Source organism: Streptococcus sanguinis (assembly GCF_020729765.1).
GTDB classification, from domain to species: domain Bacteria; phylum Bacillota; class Bacilli; order Lactobacillales; family Streptococcaceae; genus Streptococcus; species Streptococcus sanguinis_Q.
Genome location: NZ_JAJEPD010000023.1, coordinates 405,945 through 422,735 on the forward strand (window position 1 = coordinate 405,945; position 16,791 = coordinate 422,735).

The following is a 16,791-nucleotide window of genomic DNA, read 5'->3' on the forward strand; positions in this document are numbered from 1 at the left end:
CATCTTGCCTCCTTCAATATTATTCTGCTAATTATCTCTAATTTTAGACATTTTTGCAATTTTGTCAAATTTTTCTAAATGATAATCCCTTCCAAATGATCCAATTCATGCTGGCAGATTTGGGCAGGCAGGCCTTTCAAGGTCATGGTCTGCTGCTGCCAATGTTTATCCAGATAATCAATTGTGATTTCCTGATAACGTTGGGTAGGACGGCTTCCAACCAAGGACAGGCAGCTCTCTTCTGTCTGATAAGGGCCTGACTTAGAGCGCAGCACCGGATTAAACATGACTACCGGCACCAAACCATATAGAAAGATAATGACTCGCTTACGGACGCCAATCATATTGGCTGCGAGTCCTATACAGTTTTCTTGATTTGCCTGCAGCGTATCCTGCAAGTCTTGAGCCAGATAAAGGTCTTCTCTGCTAGCCTGCTCTGATGGCTGCTGTAGGAAGAAAATATCTTTGACAATTGCTTTTTCCATTACTTTTCCTCATAGAGAAGGGCCTGATAAATCAGACCCTATAAACTTATTTTGCGTGGCGCTCACTAACTTCTTTAGCCAGTACAAAGTTGCCCAGCGTTGCGGAGCCATTTCCAGCCACAGCTGGTGTCACGATATAGTCACGAACATCGGGAACTGGCAAATAGCCATTCAGGAGAACTGTGAATTTCTCACGAACCCGATCCAGCATGTGCTGCTGAGCCATAACACCGCCACCAAAGACGATGACATCTGGACGGAAAGTCACTGTCGCCTGAATAGCCGCCTGAGCGATATAGTAAGCTTGAATATCCCAGACAGAACTATTGAGTTTAATATTTTCCCCACGAACTCCGGTCCGCGCCTCTAAGCTTGGTCCAGCCGCCAATCCTTCCAAACAGCCATTGTGGAAAGGACAAACACCATTGAACTCTTTTTCCGCATCCATAGGGTGCTTAGCTACATAATAATGCCCCATTTCCGGATGACCTGTTCCGCCGACAAACTCACCTCGCTGGATAGCACCAGCACCGATTCCTGTCCCAATCGTATAATAAACCAGATTTTCAATACGACCGCCAGCATTGTTGCGGGCTACCACTTCACCGTAAGCTGAGCTATTGACATCCGTCGTAAAGTAAATAGGCACATTGAGAGCACGGCGCAGAGCGCCAACAATGTCCACATTAGCCCAGTGCGGCTTAGGAGTAGTCGTAATAAAGCCGTAAGTCTTTGAGTTGGGATCAATATCAATCGGCCCGAAAGATCCAACAGCTAGACCAGCTAGATTGTCAAAACGAGAAAAGAACTCAATCGTCTTGTCTAGCGTTTCAATAGGCGTGGTCGTTGGAAACTGTGTCTTTTCAACAACTTCAAACCGTTCATCGCCTACAGCACAGACAAACTTAGTGCCGCCCGCTTCCAAACTTCCATACAATTTTGTCATTATAAATCCTCTTTTAACATTTGATTTTTACTCTATTCATTATAGCATATCTCTTGCAGACTTCTTGCTAAAAATAGTCTTTTTAAAGCTTTTTCAACAAGGCTGCAATTATGATATAAAAAACGAACAAAAGCTGATTTGTTCGTTTTCTAAATTCCATTAGGCTTTCACTTCGATAATTGCGTCTCCTTTCGCAACAGCTCCTTCTGCTACTGGAGTCACAGAAGCGTAGTCAGCTGTGTTGGTAACGATGACCATAGTCGTATCATCCAGACCAGCAGCTGCAATTTTCTCAGCTTCAAATATTCCCAGAACATCGCCAGCTTTGACCTTGTCACCTTGAGCAACCTTTTGGTCAAAACCTTCGCCGCCCATAGATACTGTGTCAATTCCGACGTGGATCAGAATTTCAGCACCATTGGCTGTCTTCAAACCATAAGCATGTCCTGTTTCAAAAGCAATAGTCACTTCAGCATCAGCCGGTGCATAAACCACACCCTCACTAGGCTTGATAGCAATTCCTTGTCCCATCGCTCCGCTAGAGAAAACAGGATCATCAACATCACTCAAAGCTACTGCCTGACCAACGATTGGAGAAACAATTGTTTCGTCTTGGAGGGAAGCTGGCACATTACCAGTTGTTTCTTCTTCGACCAGTTTTTCGGTTTCAGCTTTTTCTTCAGCAGTTTCTTCGTCTTTGTAACCAAACATATAAGTCAGAACAAAACTCAAACCAGTTGTCAAAACAACCATAAAGATATATTGCAACAATTGACCATTCAGGTAAAGGAGAGTACCTGGAATAATTGTGATACCGAAACTTGTACCTGCAAGCCCCATAATAGAAGCTAACCAACCACCAACGGCACCGGCACCCAGTCCAATTACAAAAGGTTTAACAAAGCGCAAGTTAACCCCGAAGATAGCTGGCTCAGTAATACCCAATCCTGCAGAAAGTGCTGCTGGGAAGGCAAGAGCCTTGAGTTTTTTAGATTTTGTCTTCACAGCTACAGCCAAAGTCGCACCAGCTTGAGCTGTCATAGCAGCAGTGATAATCGCATTAAATGGATCTTTCCCAGTTTGAGATACCAACTGAGATTCCAGTAAGTTGAAGATGTGATGAACACCAGTTACGACAATCAGCTGATGCACAGCACCGATAATCAATCCAGCAAGACCAAACGGAAGGCTAAGAAGGAACTCTGTTCCATTTAAAACATATGACTCTACAATGTGGAAGACTGGGCCAATCACAAAGAGTCCCAGAATAGACATGACAAGGAAAGTAAGGAATGGAACAAGAAGAAGATCCAAAACATCTGGAATTTTCTTGTGCAGCCATTTTTCAAATTTTGCACCAAACAAACCTACAAAGAAGGCTGGAAGCACAGAGTTTTGGTAGCCAACTACTGGAATAAAACCAAAGAAGTAAATTGGGTGAACTTTTGTTGCTGTAACTTCGCTGGTAAATTTCAAACTTCCTAGAACATCCATATTAGCAATTTTGTCTAAAATGTCCTTAGAAGGATCAACAGCAAATTTAGTAGCCTGACCAGCTACCTCCCAAGCATTTGGAAGTGCTGAGTTAACCATCATTAGACCAAGAACCAAACCAATGATTGGGTTTCCGCCAAAAACTCTAAAAGCCGACCAGCAAATCAAAGCCGGGAAGAAAGCAAAGGCAGTATCAGTTAAGACTACTGTATAAGTATAGAAGTCAGTTGCTTTAAATGCATCTGCTGTGGTACCAAATAAAGATAAAACTTGATCCTGAGCAATTGCTCCACGAACTCCCATGAAAAGTCCTGTCGCAACAATAGCCGGAAGAATTGGCACAAATACGTCACCAAATGTACGGATAGCACGTTGGAACCAATTTCCTTGCTTGGCAGCTTCTGCTTTCATGTCATCTTTTGATGAAGTTGGTAATCCTAAGGCTACAACTTCGTCATAGATTTTATTAACCGTACCGGTACCAAAGATAATCTGGTACTGGCCTGAGTTAAAGAAGGCACCTTGAACTTTTTCCAGATTTTCGACAGTATTTTTGTCGATTTTACCTTCATCTTTTACCATCACGCGCAAGCGAGTCGCACAGTGAGCCACACTGTTGACATTCTCACGTCCGCCAAGGGCTTCGATGACTTTTTTTGCAATTTCAGTATTATTCATTTGCAAAAATCTCCTTATAAATATTTTTAACTTTTTGAAAGCGATTTTATCGCCTTTACGAATATTATTTTACCATGATTCAAAAATATGTCAAGCGTTTTACAGAAAAAATATTTTTTCACAGTTAAATGTTGATTTTTCAGCAGAAAACGTTTACTATAGTAATAAGAAATAATATGATTCGGAGGACAAAAGATTGGCTTGGACGACTGAAAAACGCTACAAACGCTATGAAGACTGGACTCAGGAAGAGCTACAGCACATCAAAGAAAACATCGCTAAATCTCCTTGGCGGGCTAACTACCATGTGGAGCCTCAGACAGGTCTGCTCAATGATCCCAACGGTTTTTCCTATTTTGACGGCAAGTGGGTGGTTTTCTACCAAAACTTTCCTTTCGGAGCAGCTCACGGTCTCAAGTGCTGGGTCCAGATGGAAAGCAATGACCTAGTTCACTTCACGGAAACTGGTCTTCGGGTGCTGCCAGATACTCCTCTGGATAGCCACGGTGCCTACTCTGGCTCTGCCATGCAGTTTGACGACAAGCTCTTTCTCTTCTACACTGGCAATGTTCGTGATGAGAACTGGGTGCGTCATCCCTATCAGATTGGTGCCTTGTTAGATAAATCAGGCAAGCTGGAAAAAATTGACAAGGTCTTGATTGAGCAGCCTGCTGAAGCGACCGACCACTTCCGCGATCCGCAGATTTTCAACTACAAAGGGCAGTTCTATGCCATTGTTGGTGGGCAAAATCTAGACAAACAAGGCTATGTCAAGCTTTACAAGACAGTTGATAACGACTATACCAACTGGGAAGCCGTCGGCTATTTAGACTTTGCAAATGACAGGACAGCCTATATGATGGAGTGCCCTAATCTAGTCTTTATCAATGACCAACCAGTCCTGCTCTATTGCCCTCAAGGTTTGTCTAAGGACGTACTGGATTATGACAACATTTATCCAAATATGTATAAAATAGGTCAATCGTTTGACACAAGCAAAGCTGCTATGATTGATCCTAACCCTATCCAAAATCTGGACTACGGCTTCGACTGCTACGCGACACAAGCCTTTAATGCACCTGACGGTCGTGCACTGGCTGTCAGCTGGCTAGGCTTGCCTGATGTGGAATACCCATCTGACCGCTTCGACCATCAAGGGGCCTTCTCCCTCGTCAAGGAATTAACCCTGAAAGACGGCAAGCTCTACCAGTATCCAGTGCCTGCTATCAAGAATTTGCGAGCAGAAGAACAACCTTTCGCTAATTTGGCAGAAAGCAAGAACAGCTACGAACTAGAACTGAAGTTTGCTGCGGACACCGAACATGAAATCGTCCTCTTTGCAGACAAGGATGGCAAGGGGTTACGCATCAACTTCGACCTCAAGGCAGGTCAAGTGACCGTTGACCGCAGTCAAGCGGGTGAGCCATTCGCACTGGACTTTGGAACCAGCCGAAGCTGCAATATTGACAAAGAAACTACAAATGCTAGTATATTTATAGATAAATCAATTTTTGAAATTTTCATCAATAAAGGAGAAAAAGTATTTTCCGGCCGTGTCTTCCCGAGAGAAGACCAGACAGGCATTGCCATTACTAAGGGCAATCCAACCGGTACTTACTATGAATTAGATTATGGTCGCAAAGCTAACTGATGTAGCAAAACTAGCAGGAGTCAGCCCCACAACTGTTTCCCGCGTCATCAACAGAAAAGGCTACTTGTCTGACAAAACGATTTCGAAGGTTGAGGCAGCCATGAGAGAATTGGCCTACAAGCCTAACAATCTGGCACGCAGCCTACAAGGAAAATCAGCCAAGCTAATTGGACTCATTTTCCCTAATATCAGCAATGTCTTTTACGCAGAATTGATTGACAAGCTGGAGCACGAGCTCTTTAAACAGGGCTATAAAACCATCATCTGCAATAGTGAGCATGACTCAGACAAGGAGCGTGAATACCTTGAGATGCTGGAAGCCAATCAGGTGGACGGCATTATTTCCGGCAGCCACAATCTGGGCATCGAGGACTACAATCGCGTGACTGCGCCAATTATTGCCTTCGACCGTAATCTTTCGCCGGATATTCCTGTCGTCTCTTCAGACAACTACGGAGGCGGAGTGCTGGCAGCTCAGACCTTGGTCAAGGCTGGAGCGCAAAACATCATCATGATTACTGGCAATGACAATTCCAACTCACCGACCGGCCTGCGCCATGCTGGCTTTGCTTCCGTCCTGCCAGACGCACCGATTATCAATGTATCCAGTGATTTTTCTCCCGTCCGAAAGGAAATGGAAATCAAGCAAATTCTGACTCAGACCAAACCTGATGGCATTTTTACATCAGACGATCTGACAGCCATTTTAATTATGAAGGTCGCACAGGAGCTGAACATCCAGATCCCTGAAGATTTGAAAATCATTGGCTACGATGGCACCTACTTTGTGGAGAACTACTACCCACAGCTAGCAACGATCAAGCAGCCGATGAAAGATATCGCTCGTCTCTCTGTAGACCTGCTCCTCAAAAAAATTGCCGGCCAAGAAGTCCAAACAACTGGCTATTTCCTGCCAGTCAGCATCTTACCTGGTAAGAGTGTTTAACGCAGATATAAATAAAGACGACTCCATTGTGGAAGTCGTCTTTATTTAGCCATAGTCTAAAAAATTTCTCACAGGGCAATAATCAATTATTACTCTTTCTTTCTAAAGGTTAACAAACCGGCCAGGAAAGCAAGGAAGCCACCTAACAGTGCCAGCAGGGAAGTGCTTGTTCCGGTTTTTGGCAAGGCTTTTTCTGTTTGGCTAGCCGCTTCTTTTACTTCTGAAGCCTGAGTTTTTTGCCCATCCAAGGATAAAGCCTGAGGCTGAGCGTTGGCTGCAGAAGGGGCAGACAGCTGCTCTTTTTGAGCTACTGGAGCTTGAGATTTTTCTTCCTGAGCTGGGGTCACTTTTCGAAGTCGCAAAATAGTCGCTGTCAGCGGAGCTAGGGCTAAACCATTGCTGTTTCTGGTGACACCTGCTGGATCAGAAATGGCAGTCACTCCTGCGGTATTGCCATCTGCCACAACCTCTGCACCTGCTAGATGCTTGTAGGCTTCACCAAAGTTGAATTGTCGTTCCTTGGTGTCCGCATTGACAAAGACAGCATAAATATCGCCATTCGACGCAACCACTTGGTAGCCGAGAACAAGGTCTTCTTTCTCAACACCATCCTTGCCAGGCTGGGTGATGAGGGTCACATTTTGCTCCACTTCATCTTTGGAGCTGCGGGTAAAGGCATCCGTTGATTTCCGCAAGGCAATCAAGCCTTTCATATAGGCACGACTCTTGGCATTTTCAGGGAACTTCTCTGAATCAGTCGCCTTGGTCCAGTCAAAGTGGTTGACCGCGTCGCTCGAATCATAAGAATCATGAATGAAGTATGGATAGTCAAACGGCGTGCCGTCTTCATTGGTCAACAAATGAGCTTTGTTTGGAACCTTGTCTTCGGAGACAGGATATTTATAGGCAGGATCACGGAATTGCTTGGTCCGGCCGTACTCTTGACCAGAGTGGATAAATGGTGTTCCTTGCGAAGTCAGAATCATCAGATTTCCCAGACGCAGGCGGCGATGAATCTCCTGATAATTGGCAGCCACTGCCGGATCTTTCTTAATTGACTGGGCAATGATATCAAAGAGTGTCAGATTATCATGGGCTGCGATGTATTGAATCACATCCCCTGGGCTATCTGCCTCAAAATTGGTTGGCTGCGCCTTGATGTTTTTGAAGACATTTTCCACACTGCGTTTGCCATCGGTGATAAAGGCTGGTGTCCCCTCATTTGGATAACCTGATTTTAAGGTATTGCGAATATCATCTGAGAAGACCGCTACCGTGTCTGTTGACTTCATCCAAGATTGGTCAGCAGGCTGGACAGCTTTATTTTCATCACCTGCATAAGTCTTCCAGCCCTCACCCAGCATAATGAGATTTGGATTGAGCTTCTTGGCTTCTTCAAAGGCTTTTTGGATGGACTCAGCATCGTGATCCCCCATCATATCAAAGCGGAAACCATCTACCTTGTACTGCTCTGTCAGATACTTGATCGAATCCACCAAGACCCGTCTGCTCATATAGTGAGTAGTACCCAAGCGACCGCCGCCAAAGCTGGATCTCGGTGTACCATCCGCATCCATAAAGTGGTAGTAATTGGGCTCCAAATCCTCAAAGATAGAGGTTTTAGCCGTATGATTATAGACCACATCCAGGATAACACCCATGCCACGCTTGTGAATTTCGTTGACAAGGTTTTTGAATTCCTCAATGCGCTTGGCTGGATCTGTTGGTGTGCTGGAGTACATACCTGTCAGCGAGAAGTAGTTTTGCGGATCATAGCCCCAGTTATAGTTGCTGTTGCTAGAAGCGTACTTGTCCATGCGCTCAGCATTTTTCAGCTCATTTACAAAGTAATAACTCAGAACTGGCAAGAGCTGAACGTGGGTCACTCCCAAGTCTTTCAAATAATCCAATTTCTCAATGAAAGCTGAGAAAGTTCCAAATTGAGATTTCAAATCCTTTGAAATAGCTGGATCAGAGGTGAAATCACGAACATGCGCCTCATAAATCAAAGCATCTTCCCGCTTCTTAAAGTTCGGAATAGTAGCATAGGTCAGGTCTTTCGGTCCGTATTCACTTGGATCTACAAAGGCTGCCTTGGCAATCTTGTAAGCATCCCCCTTGTCCGCATCTTCACTGTTCCAAGCGGCTAAAGACTTGGCATAGGGATCCAGCACAAGAACCTTTTTGCCGCCGCGAGTAATTTCATAATGATAGAAATAGCCACGATAGTCAGAAATCCCCAGGCCGCTCTCAGGCGTTAAGCTGCTGGTCCATGTGCCAGACTCCCCTTTCTGCATAGCCAAGCGTCCAATAACCTTGTTCTGATCTTCTTTGTCATAGACCACCAAATCAACTTGGTCCGCACTTGGTGACCAGAAGGTTAGGTCCACTTGTTTGCCCGCTTGAGAAACACGTGCTCCCAAATCACCATCATACTTGTAGATACTATCCTTCAGCTGCCAGTTCATGCTGGTTTTGAATTGATCATTGCCATATTTGATAAGGTAAGGTGACTGGGCTTGGTTAAAATCACCAATGAATTTGGCGCTTTTAGTCTTAGGATCCAGAACTACATCTTTAACAACGACTTCATGGCCATCTTTGTCTGTAATCTTTAAGTTCTTTAAAATATCTTCTTTTTTAGCACTCTCTAGGGTAGAAAAGCTGGCTTCAATCTCGGTCAATCCTACATGCTGTGCTCCCGTCATACGAATATCGTTGACAAAGTAAGGGTTGGTATAAACTGTCGGATCCGCATCACGCAAGAAAATTTGGCTGTTTTTCTCCAAATTCGTGAAATTATAATCCTGATTTTGAATCTTCACATCGTCTCCTGATTTGCTTTCGTCTAGAAGTAAAAAGCCAATCATCTTAGTAGCATCTTTCAAGGGAACATCTACATAGCGACCGTATTTCCCAGTCTTCTCGAAGTCCACTCCGTCAGGCCAATTCTTGCTTGGATTTTGGACATCTCCCCAGAGCCAGAGCGACTTCTTATCATATTGCCCATCTGTACGATAGTAGTTGATTCGAACCATCCCTTTTTTCAAAGGCTCATAAGTATGAGGTTGATAGTCTGTGTCAAACCAAACCTCATTCATCTGAGGACTGAGCAGTTCAACTGTCTTGTCTCCGGTAATATTTTGACCAGCTGTATTATTGATGAGAAGGCTGATTTTGCTTCTTTTCTCAGCCATTTTAACATCAAGATAATAGCCGTAGTCATCTTCTTTAGCAGTCGCAAAACTAGTCGCTCCGGTCGGCCAACCTCCCTTTTGGCTAGAAGGCGTCTCAACATCATCCCAAGTCCACAGGCCCAAGCTGTCTAGATTCTGTGAGGGTAAAGTTTTGAAATGAAAGCGAATATTGCCTTCTTCAATAGCATCTTTCGCTGAAGCTTGCGGCTGACTAACTGGTTCTTGCTTGTCTTTTTCACTTGGATTCGCAGTTTCTTGACCTGCTTCTGAACCTGCACCAGCTGGAGCTTGATCTGCTTGCACACCAGTTGGAGCAGCCTGCTCTGAAGCACCCGCTCCTGAACCATCTGCCTCTCCAGTTTTTTCTTCATCTGCTGACTTAGGTTGGGCTGCCGCATTTGCATCAGAGACTGCTTCTGTTGCTGGGCTGGTAGCTGTGCTCGCCTCATCCGCTTGGACTAGCTGAGCATTCCCCAGTAGGAATCCTGAGGCAATGACAACAGAGGCTACTCCTACTTTTAAGCGACGGATGCCGAAATAATGACGCTTTTCCCCCATCCGAGACTGTAGGTGATAGTTATTTTTCATAAACAGAAAACTCCTTTATTTTTTCTTATAGAGAACATCTATGCAAACGTTTTCTGTATTTATTATACCGATTCTTTTTCAAGTTGTAAAGGCTTTCAATAAGAGTTTTTCTCACTCGGATATTTCATGTTCTCTGAGCGGATTTTAATAATTCGATAAGCTATTTGCGATTCAAACAACAATAGGCAAACAAAAAGGCCAAGACACTTATCTCGACCTTCATTTTATTCAACGATAAATTGACTCAAAATCCCATTAATGAACTTACTGGACTTTTCGTCAGAGAATTGCTTGGAAAGCTCGATGGCTTCGTTGACTGCTACCAGCTGTGGGGTGTCAAACTCTGTAATCTCAAAGATACCCAGACGCAGGATATTTTTTTCGACCAGCGTCAAACGATCCACAGTCCAGCCCTTTTTGAGGTGCTGGGCAATTTTCTTATCCAAGTCGTCCTTGGACTGGACCACACCGGAGACCAGATTGAGCAAGAAGGCTGGAATATCAGCTTCCGTTGCTTTGTCAGCCCCTTCGTCCTTATCATAAGAATAGGCAAAGCGACAAGCTTCTACAAGATCCCCTTCATACTCTAGGCTCATCAGGGCCTGAAAAGCCCGCTGGCGCAGACCTCTTCTGGATTCCAACAATATATCAGTCATTGAGGAAGTCCTCATCAAATAGATCTTTCAAGTCTGGCTTTGGTGCCTTTTCTGGAACAATGCCTGCCACATGGATATTGACCGCAGACAGCTCTACCTCAGCCATATCAAAAACAGCGCTTTTTACAGCTTTCTGGATAGCTACTGCAACAGTCGGAACACTGACACCGTATTCCAAATACAGATAGATGTCTACAGTCACATCACCTGTCTCATCGGTATGAAGCGATACTCCGCGACCGAGTGAGCGCATGGAAAGACTGTCTGACATACTCTTATTTGCGAAGGAATAAACACCTTCTACCTTTGCCGTTGCAATGGCAATGATTTTTTCCAAAACACGTGGCGCAATGACGATTTCACCTAATTGTTCAGCTACCATAGTTATTACCTCTTCTATATTATGCGCGAGAAACGTAAGTTCCTTCTGCAGTGTTGATGATTAATTTTTGTCCAACTTCGATGAAGTCTGGTACGTTGACAACAAGACCTGTCTCAAGTGTCGCTGGCTTACCAGATCCGGTAACAGTAGCTCCCTTGATAGAAGGCTGAGTATCTGTCACGACCAATTCAACTGTTGTCGGTACTGTCACACCAATCACTTCTGTTCCGTAGAACTGGATTTTCACATCAGAGTTTTCAAGGATGAATTTCAATTCTTCTTCTACATTGACTACTGGAATTTCATATTGATCGTAAGTCTCAGTATTCATGAAATAAGCAGTGTCATCCATTTGGTACAAGTATTGAGCTGGAACAGTTTCAATAATGGCTTGTTCAAATTTTTCTTCTGGACGGTAGCTGGTATCAAAGGTAGAGCCAGTACGAACATCGCGCAGTTTCATACGCATAATCGTATTTCCCTTACCTGGCTTGTGGTGGCTCGCTTCCAAAACACGGATGAGTTTTCCATCAGCTGTTTCGAAGGTCATTCCAGCTTTCAGCTTACTTGCTTCAATCATTCTATATTACCTCTTTTTAAAATTATATTTCTACTTATTCTATCATAAAGCCTGATAATTCTCAAATAACAATCAACTCTTTCGGCGCAAGAGTTAGGACTTCACAGCCTGTTTCTGTGATGAGGAGATCGTCTTCGATGCGGACGCCGTATTTGCCATCCAGATAGATACCTGGCTCATCAGTCAGGACCATGCCCGCCTCAATCGGCTCTTCCGACTTGCCGAAGTATGGAATTTCATGGATATCCAGACCGATACCGTGACCAATCCCGTGGCTAAAGTAAGGACCGTAACCAGCATCGTTAATAATCTGGCGCGGAATCCGGTCAAAATCAATTCGGCTAAGCCCAGCCTTAGCAGCTTCTATCAGGGCTTGGTTGCTGCGAAGGACAATATCATAGATTTCCCGCTCTTCATCTGTCACCTGTCCCACATGAACAGTCCGCGTCATATCGCTGACATAGTGATTGTAGTAGCAGCCAAAGTCCATGGTCAGGGTTTCCCCTTTTTGAATGACCTTGTCACTAGCCACGCCATGTGGCATAGCAGAGCGGTAACCCGAAGCGATGATGAAGTCAAAAGAGGCGCCTGAAGCACCTAGCTGCCGCATACGGGCATCTAAAAAGTTCATAACAGCCAGTTCTGTCGTCTCACCAGGCTTGATAAAATCCAGCACATCTAGGAAAGCTTGATCCGAAATCTGACAGGCCTTGCGAATAGTCGCGATTTCTTGCTCATCTTTAATCATGCGCAGATTTTCAATAAAGCCCGTCATGGGAACCAACTCGTAGGCAGAGAAGACACTTTCCAGCATTTTGAAGTAGGCATAGGAAATCTCATCCTCAAAACCGATTTTTTGCAGCTTGTCATCCGCAATAATCTTGACAATCTCTCCAATCGCGTCACGCGTTTCCACAATATCAAAACCTTGGACTACTCCCTTGGCAATCAGCGTATAGCGTGCATCCGTTAGAAAAATTCGACGATTCTTGCTGATGAAAACCGTCGCTTCTGTCCCGCTGAAACCAGTCAGATAGTAAATATTTTTCAGATTAGTTACTAAAACAGCATTGCAGTCTGTCTGAGCCAATGCTGCTTCAAACTTTTCAACTCTTGATAACATGAGGCACCTCCGTGAAATAACTAAGCTTATTATATCAAAAAACCAGTCAAATAGGACATTTTTTGACAAAACTTATCTAGGTCTTAGAATCCAACGAGCACTCTCTGACATGAAAAATCCCTGTTTTTAATATCTAACAGGGATTTGATGTATTATTTCACATGCAGCTTGCCTTTCAAGTACTGGCCGGTATAGCTGGCTGGATTGGCTGCGACTTCTTCTGGTGTACCCGTCGCAATAATCTTACCACCACCGACACCGCCTTCCGGTCCTAAGTCGATGATATGGTCAGCTGTCTTGATAACATCCAGATTGTGCTCGATAACGAGTACTGTATTGCCATCGTCCACAAAGCGTGATAGCACTTGAAGGAGCTTGGCAATGTCCTCAGAATGCAGACCCGTGGTCGGCTCATCCAAGATATAGAAGGACTTACCAGTCGAGCGCTTGTGAAGTTCGCTGGCCAGTTTCATCCGCTGAGCTTCACCACCTGACAAGGTCGTGGCTGGCTGCCCTAGAGTCACATAGCCCAGCCCTACGTCCTTGATAGTCTGGAGTTTGCGGGCAATCTTAGGAATATGCTGGAAGAATTCTACCGCATCATTGACTGTCATGTCCAGAACCTGAGCGATATTCTTCTCCTTGTAGTGGACTTCCAGAGTTTCACTATTATAGCGAGTGCCGTGGCAGACCTCGCAGGCCACATAGACGTCAGGCAGGAAGTGCATCTCAATCTTGATAATCCCATCACCCGAGCAGGCCTCACAGCGACCGCCCTTGACATTAAAGCTGAAACGGCCCTTCTTGTAGCCGCGAATCTTGGCTTCATTGGTCTTGGCAAAAAGATCGCGAATATCGTCAAAGACTCCAGTATAAGTAGCGGGATTAGAACGCGGTGTCCGACCAATTGGACTTTGATCAATATCAATCAGTCGATCCACATGCTCAATACCACTGATTTTCTTGAACTTACCTGGCTTAGCAGAATTGCGGTTGAGTTTTTGAGCAATGGCCTTTTTAAGAATCGAGTTGACCAGTGTTGACTTACCCGATCCAGAAACTCCTGTCACAGCGATGAATTTGCCCAAGGGGAATCTAGCCGTGATATTCTGCAAGTTATTTTCCTGAGCACCAGTCACTTCGATAAAGCGGCCATTGCCTACACGGCGTTCCAATGGTACTGGGATCTCGCGCTTACCTGACAAGTATTGGCCTGTGATAGATTTCTTGCTCTTGGCCACTTGTGTAGGAGTGCCGGCTGCGACGATTTTACCACCGAAAACACCGGCTCCTGGTCCCACATCAATCAGCCAGTCAGCCTCCCGCATGGTGTCCTCATCGTGCTCAACCACGATGAGGGTATTGCCTAGGTCGCGCATCTTCTTAAGGCTGGCAATCAAGCGGTCATTGTCACGCTGGTGCAAGCCAATAGAGGGCTCGTCCAGGATATAGAGGACGCCACTCAAGTTAGAACCAATCTGAGTCGCCAAGCGAATCCGCTGGCTCTCGCCTCCTGATAGAGTCCCAGCCGAGCGAGACAAAGTCAGGTAATTGAGACCAACGTTATTAAGGAAAGTCAGGCGGTCATGAATTTCTTTGAGAATAGGCCGCGCAATAGTAGCTTCATTGTCAGTCAAGCTAAGCTTGTCCAACTGAAGCAAATGATCTGCAATGGACAAGTCTGAAATTTCACCAATATGCAAGCCATCTTCGCCGCCAACCTTGACAGACAAGGCCTGGGGACTGAGTCGATAACCATGACAAGCTGCACAAGTCAGCTCATTCATATAAGCCCTCATCTGTGTCCGAGTAAAATCACTATTGGTTTCATGGTAGCGACGGTTGATATTGGTGACAACCCCCTCAAAGGGAATGTCAATATCGCGCACGCCGCCAAATTCATTTTCATAGTGGAAATGGAACTCCCGTCCATCTGAGCCAAAGAAAATCAGCTGTTTTTCTTCCTCAGTCAGTTCCTCAAAAGGCTTGTCCATATCAATACCAAAGGCTGCCATGGCCTGCTCCAGCATCTGCGGATAGTAGTTGGAGGAGATGGGATTCCAGGGTGCTAGCGCTCCTTCGCGCAAGGTCTTGCCAGCTTCTGGCACAACCACATCTAGATCCACCTCCAGCTTAACCCCCAGACCATCACAGTCCGGACAGGAGCCAAAAGGCGCATTGAAAGAGAAGAGGCGTGGCTCCAGTTCTGGGACTGTAAAGCCACAGACTGGACAGGCGTAGTGCTCAGAAAAGAGTAGCTCTTGACCATCCATAGTGTCAATCACCACATAGCCCTCAGCAATCCGCAGAGCTGCTTCGACCGAGTCAAAGAGGCGGCTGCGCATACCTTCCTTGAGAACAATTCTGTCTACCACGACCTCAATATCATGCTGCTTGCTCTTAGAAAGCTCTGGCCCTTCCGTCACATCGTAAATATCCCCATCCACGCGCACACGGACATAACCGTCTTTCTGAATCTTGTCAAAAACGGTCTTATGCTGACCTTTTTTCTTGCGGATGACTGGCGCTAAAATCTGTAACCGCTGACGCTCTGGCAATTCCAAGACCTTGTCAACAATCTGCTCAACAGACGAAGCCGTAATAGCTCCATGACCGTTGATACAGTATGGAGTTCCAACACGAGCATAGAGCAGGCGCAGGTAGTCATTGATTTCGGTAGCTGTTCCCACTGTTGAGCGGGGATTTTTACTGGTCGTCTTCTGGTCGATGGAAATAGCTGGACTGAGACCATCAATCGAGTCCACATCTGGCTTTTCCATATTGCCTAAAAACTGCCGAGCATAGGCCGACAGACTTTCCACATAGCGGCGCTGCCCTTCAGCATAGAGGGTATCAAAAGCTAGGCTGGACTTGCCCGAACCGGACAGCCCCGTCACCACAACCAGCTTGTCCCGTGGAATTTCTACATCAATATTTTTTAAATTATGAGCTCGCGCTCCATGAATCACAATTTTATCTTGCATCTTGACCTCGTTTCACTTATAAACCTTCTCCATTATAACAAATTTTTCTGCAAACTTTTGTCCCAAAAGCCCGAATTTGTAGTATAATAGTACGGTATGCAAAAAACACTCTGGAAAGGAAAAAGATCATGAAGCAAGTCTTTTTATCTACTACGACAGAATTCAAAGAGATTGATGCGCTCGAATCAGGCACCTGGATCAATCTTGTCAATCCTTCCCAGAGCGAATCAATCGAAATCGCCAACGCCTTTGGCATTGACATTACTGACCTGCGAGCGCCGCTCGATGCGGAAGAAATGTCTCGGGTCACCATCGAGGATGAATACACGCTGATTATCGTCGATGTGCCCATCACAGAGGAGCGGAATAACCAGACTTACTATGTCACGATCCCCCTTGGTATTATCATCACGGAAGAGGCGATTATCACCACTTGTTTGGAAAAATTACCTCTGCTGGATATCTTCATTCACCGGCGCCTGCGCAACTTCTATACTTTTATGAAGTCACGTTTTATCTTTCAGATTCTCTACCACAATGCCGAATTATATCTGACAGCCCTGCGCTCCATTGACCGTAAGAGTGAGCAGATTGAGAGCCAGCTGCACAAGTCCACGCGAAATGAAGAACTGATTGAGCTCATGGAGTTGGAAAAGACCATCGTCTATTTCAAAGCCTCTCTTAAGACAAATGAGCGCGTGATTAAAAAGCTGACCAGCTCCACCAGCAATATCAAGAAATATCTGGAAGATGAGGACTTGCTGGAAGACACCTTGATTGAGACCCAGCAGGCCATTGAGATGGCTGATATCTACGGCAACATTCTCCACAGTATGACAGAGACCTTCGCCTCTATCATTTCTAATAATCAGAACAATATCATGAAAGCCTTGGCTCTGGTGACCATCGTTATGTCTATCCCGACCATGATTTTCTCGGCCTATGGGATGAACTTCAAAAATAACGAACTGCCTCTCAACGGCGAACCACATGCTTTCTGGATTATCATGTTCATCGCCTTTGCCATGAGTGCTTCGGTCATGGCCTATCTCATGCACAAAAAACTATTTTAACCTTTAGA

Annotated in this window: 12 protein-coding genes; 3 read left to right on the plus strand and 9 right to left on the minus strand. The window is 45.1% G+C overall.

The genetic code is table 11. The annotated features are described in order from the left end of the window. Nucleotides 1-74 precede the first annotated feature (74 nt). The 3 genes from K4H96_RS03725 to K4H96_RS03735 all read right to left on the minus strand — a co-directional run bounded on the left by K4H96_RS03725 (nt 75) and on the right by K4H96_RS03735 (nt 3,603). Nucleotides 75-485, minus strand: coding sequence for a peptide deformylase (locus K4H96_RS03725; RefSeq protein WP_002925821.1), 411 nt, complete (start codon nt 483-485; stop codon nt 75-77). 46 nt (nt 486-531) lie between these two features. Next, nucleotides 532-1,431 carry a fructokinase ScrK gene (gene scrK, locus K4H96_RS03730; protein WP_002925822.1) on the minus strand — a complete coding sequence of 300 codons (900 nt, stop codon included), beginning with the start codon at nt 1,429-1,431 and terminating at the stop codon, nt 532-534. A 159-nt stretch (nt 1,432-1,590) separates the two neighbouring features. Further along, the gene (locus tag K4H96_RS03735; RefSeq protein ID WP_223337398.1) at nt 1,591-3,603 is read right to left on the minus strand and encodes a sucrose-specific PTS transporter subunit IIBC; all 2,013 of its coding nucleotides are present in this window, start codon (nt 3,601-3,603) and stop codon (nt 1,591-1,593) included. A 196-nt stretch (nt 3,604-3,799) separates the two neighbouring features. Here K4H96_RS03735 and K4H96_RS03740 point away from each other — a divergent pair, with 196 nt between their 5' ends. Together K4H96_RS03740 and K4H96_RS03745 are read left to right on the plus strand one after the other, a co-directional pair. Continuing rightward, complete coding sequence (locus tag K4H96_RS03740; protein ID WP_223337397.1) at nt 3,800-5,254, plus strand: sucrose-6-phosphate hydrolase; 1,455 nt, start codon at nt 3,800-3,802, stop codon at nt 5,252-5,254. Beyond that, nucleotides 5,235-6,200, plus strand: a complete 966-nt coding sequence (locus K4H96_RS03745; protein WP_223337396.1) for a LacI family DNA-binding transcriptional regulator — start codon at nt 5,235-5,237, stop codon at nt 6,198-6,200. The genes K4H96_RS03740 and K4H96_RS03745 overlap by 20 nt, the downstream gene beginning before the upstream one ends. An 89-nt stretch (nt 6,201-6,289) precedes the next feature. Here the strand turns inward: K4H96_RS03745 and K4H96_RS03750 are convergent, their stop codons facing one another. The 6 genes from K4H96_RS03750 to uvrA all read right to left on the minus strand — a co-directional run bounded on the left by K4H96_RS03750 (nt 6,290) and on the right by uvrA (nt 15,710). Continuing rightward, nucleotides 6,290-9,985: a pullulanase gene (locus tag K4H96_RS03750; protein WP_223337395.1), complete on the minus strand. Its 3,696-nt coding sequence runs from the start codon at nt 9,983-9,985 to the stop codon at nt 6,290-6,292. A gap of 224 nt (nt 9,986-10,209) precedes the next feature. Further along, on the minus strand, nt 10,210-10,641 hold the full coding sequence (gene nusB, locus K4H96_RS03755; RefSeq protein ID WP_004188227.1) for a transcription antitermination factor NusB: 432 nt from the start codon (nt 10,639-10,641) through the stop codon (nt 10,210-10,212). Continuing rightward, a complete protein-coding gene (locus K4H96_RS03760; protein ID WP_223337394.1) occupies nt 10,634-11,023 on the minus strand; it encodes an Asp23/Gls24 family envelope stress response protein in 390 nt (129 codons plus the stop codon). Before K4H96_RS03760 ends, nusB begins: the two co-directional genes overlap by 8 nt. 19 nt (nt 11,024-11,042) lie before the next feature. Next, on the minus strand, nt 11,043-11,603 hold the full coding sequence (gene efp, locus K4H96_RS03765) for an elongation factor P (RefSeq protein ID WP_002896485.1): 561 nt from the start codon (nt 11,601-11,603) through the stop codon (nt 11,043-11,045). A gap of 61 nt (nt 11,604-11,664) precedes the next feature. Beyond that, nucleotides 11,665-12,726 (minus strand): M24 family metallopeptidase, encoded by a 1,062-nt coding sequence (locus K4H96_RS03770; RefSeq protein ID WP_223337393.1) that lies wholly within the window; start codon nt 12,724-12,726, stop codon nt 11,665-11,667. Between the two features lie 152 nt (nt 12,727-12,878). Next, entirely contained in the window at nt 12,879-15,710 is a 2,832-nt protein-coding gene (gene uvrA, locus K4H96_RS03775; protein ID WP_223337392.1) for an excinuclease ABC subunit UvrA, read from the minus strand. Nucleotides 15,711-15,838: 128 nt separating this feature from the next. Here uvrA and K4H96_RS03780 point away from each other — a divergent pair, with 128 nt between their 5' ends. Next, nucleotides 15,839-16,783 carry a magnesium transporter CorA family protein gene (locus tag K4H96_RS03780; protein WP_002896489.1) on the plus strand — a complete coding sequence of 315 codons (945 nt, stop codon included), beginning with the start codon at nt 15,839-15,841 and terminating at the stop codon, nt 16,781-16,783. Nucleotides 16,784-16,791 lie beyond the last annotated feature (8 nt).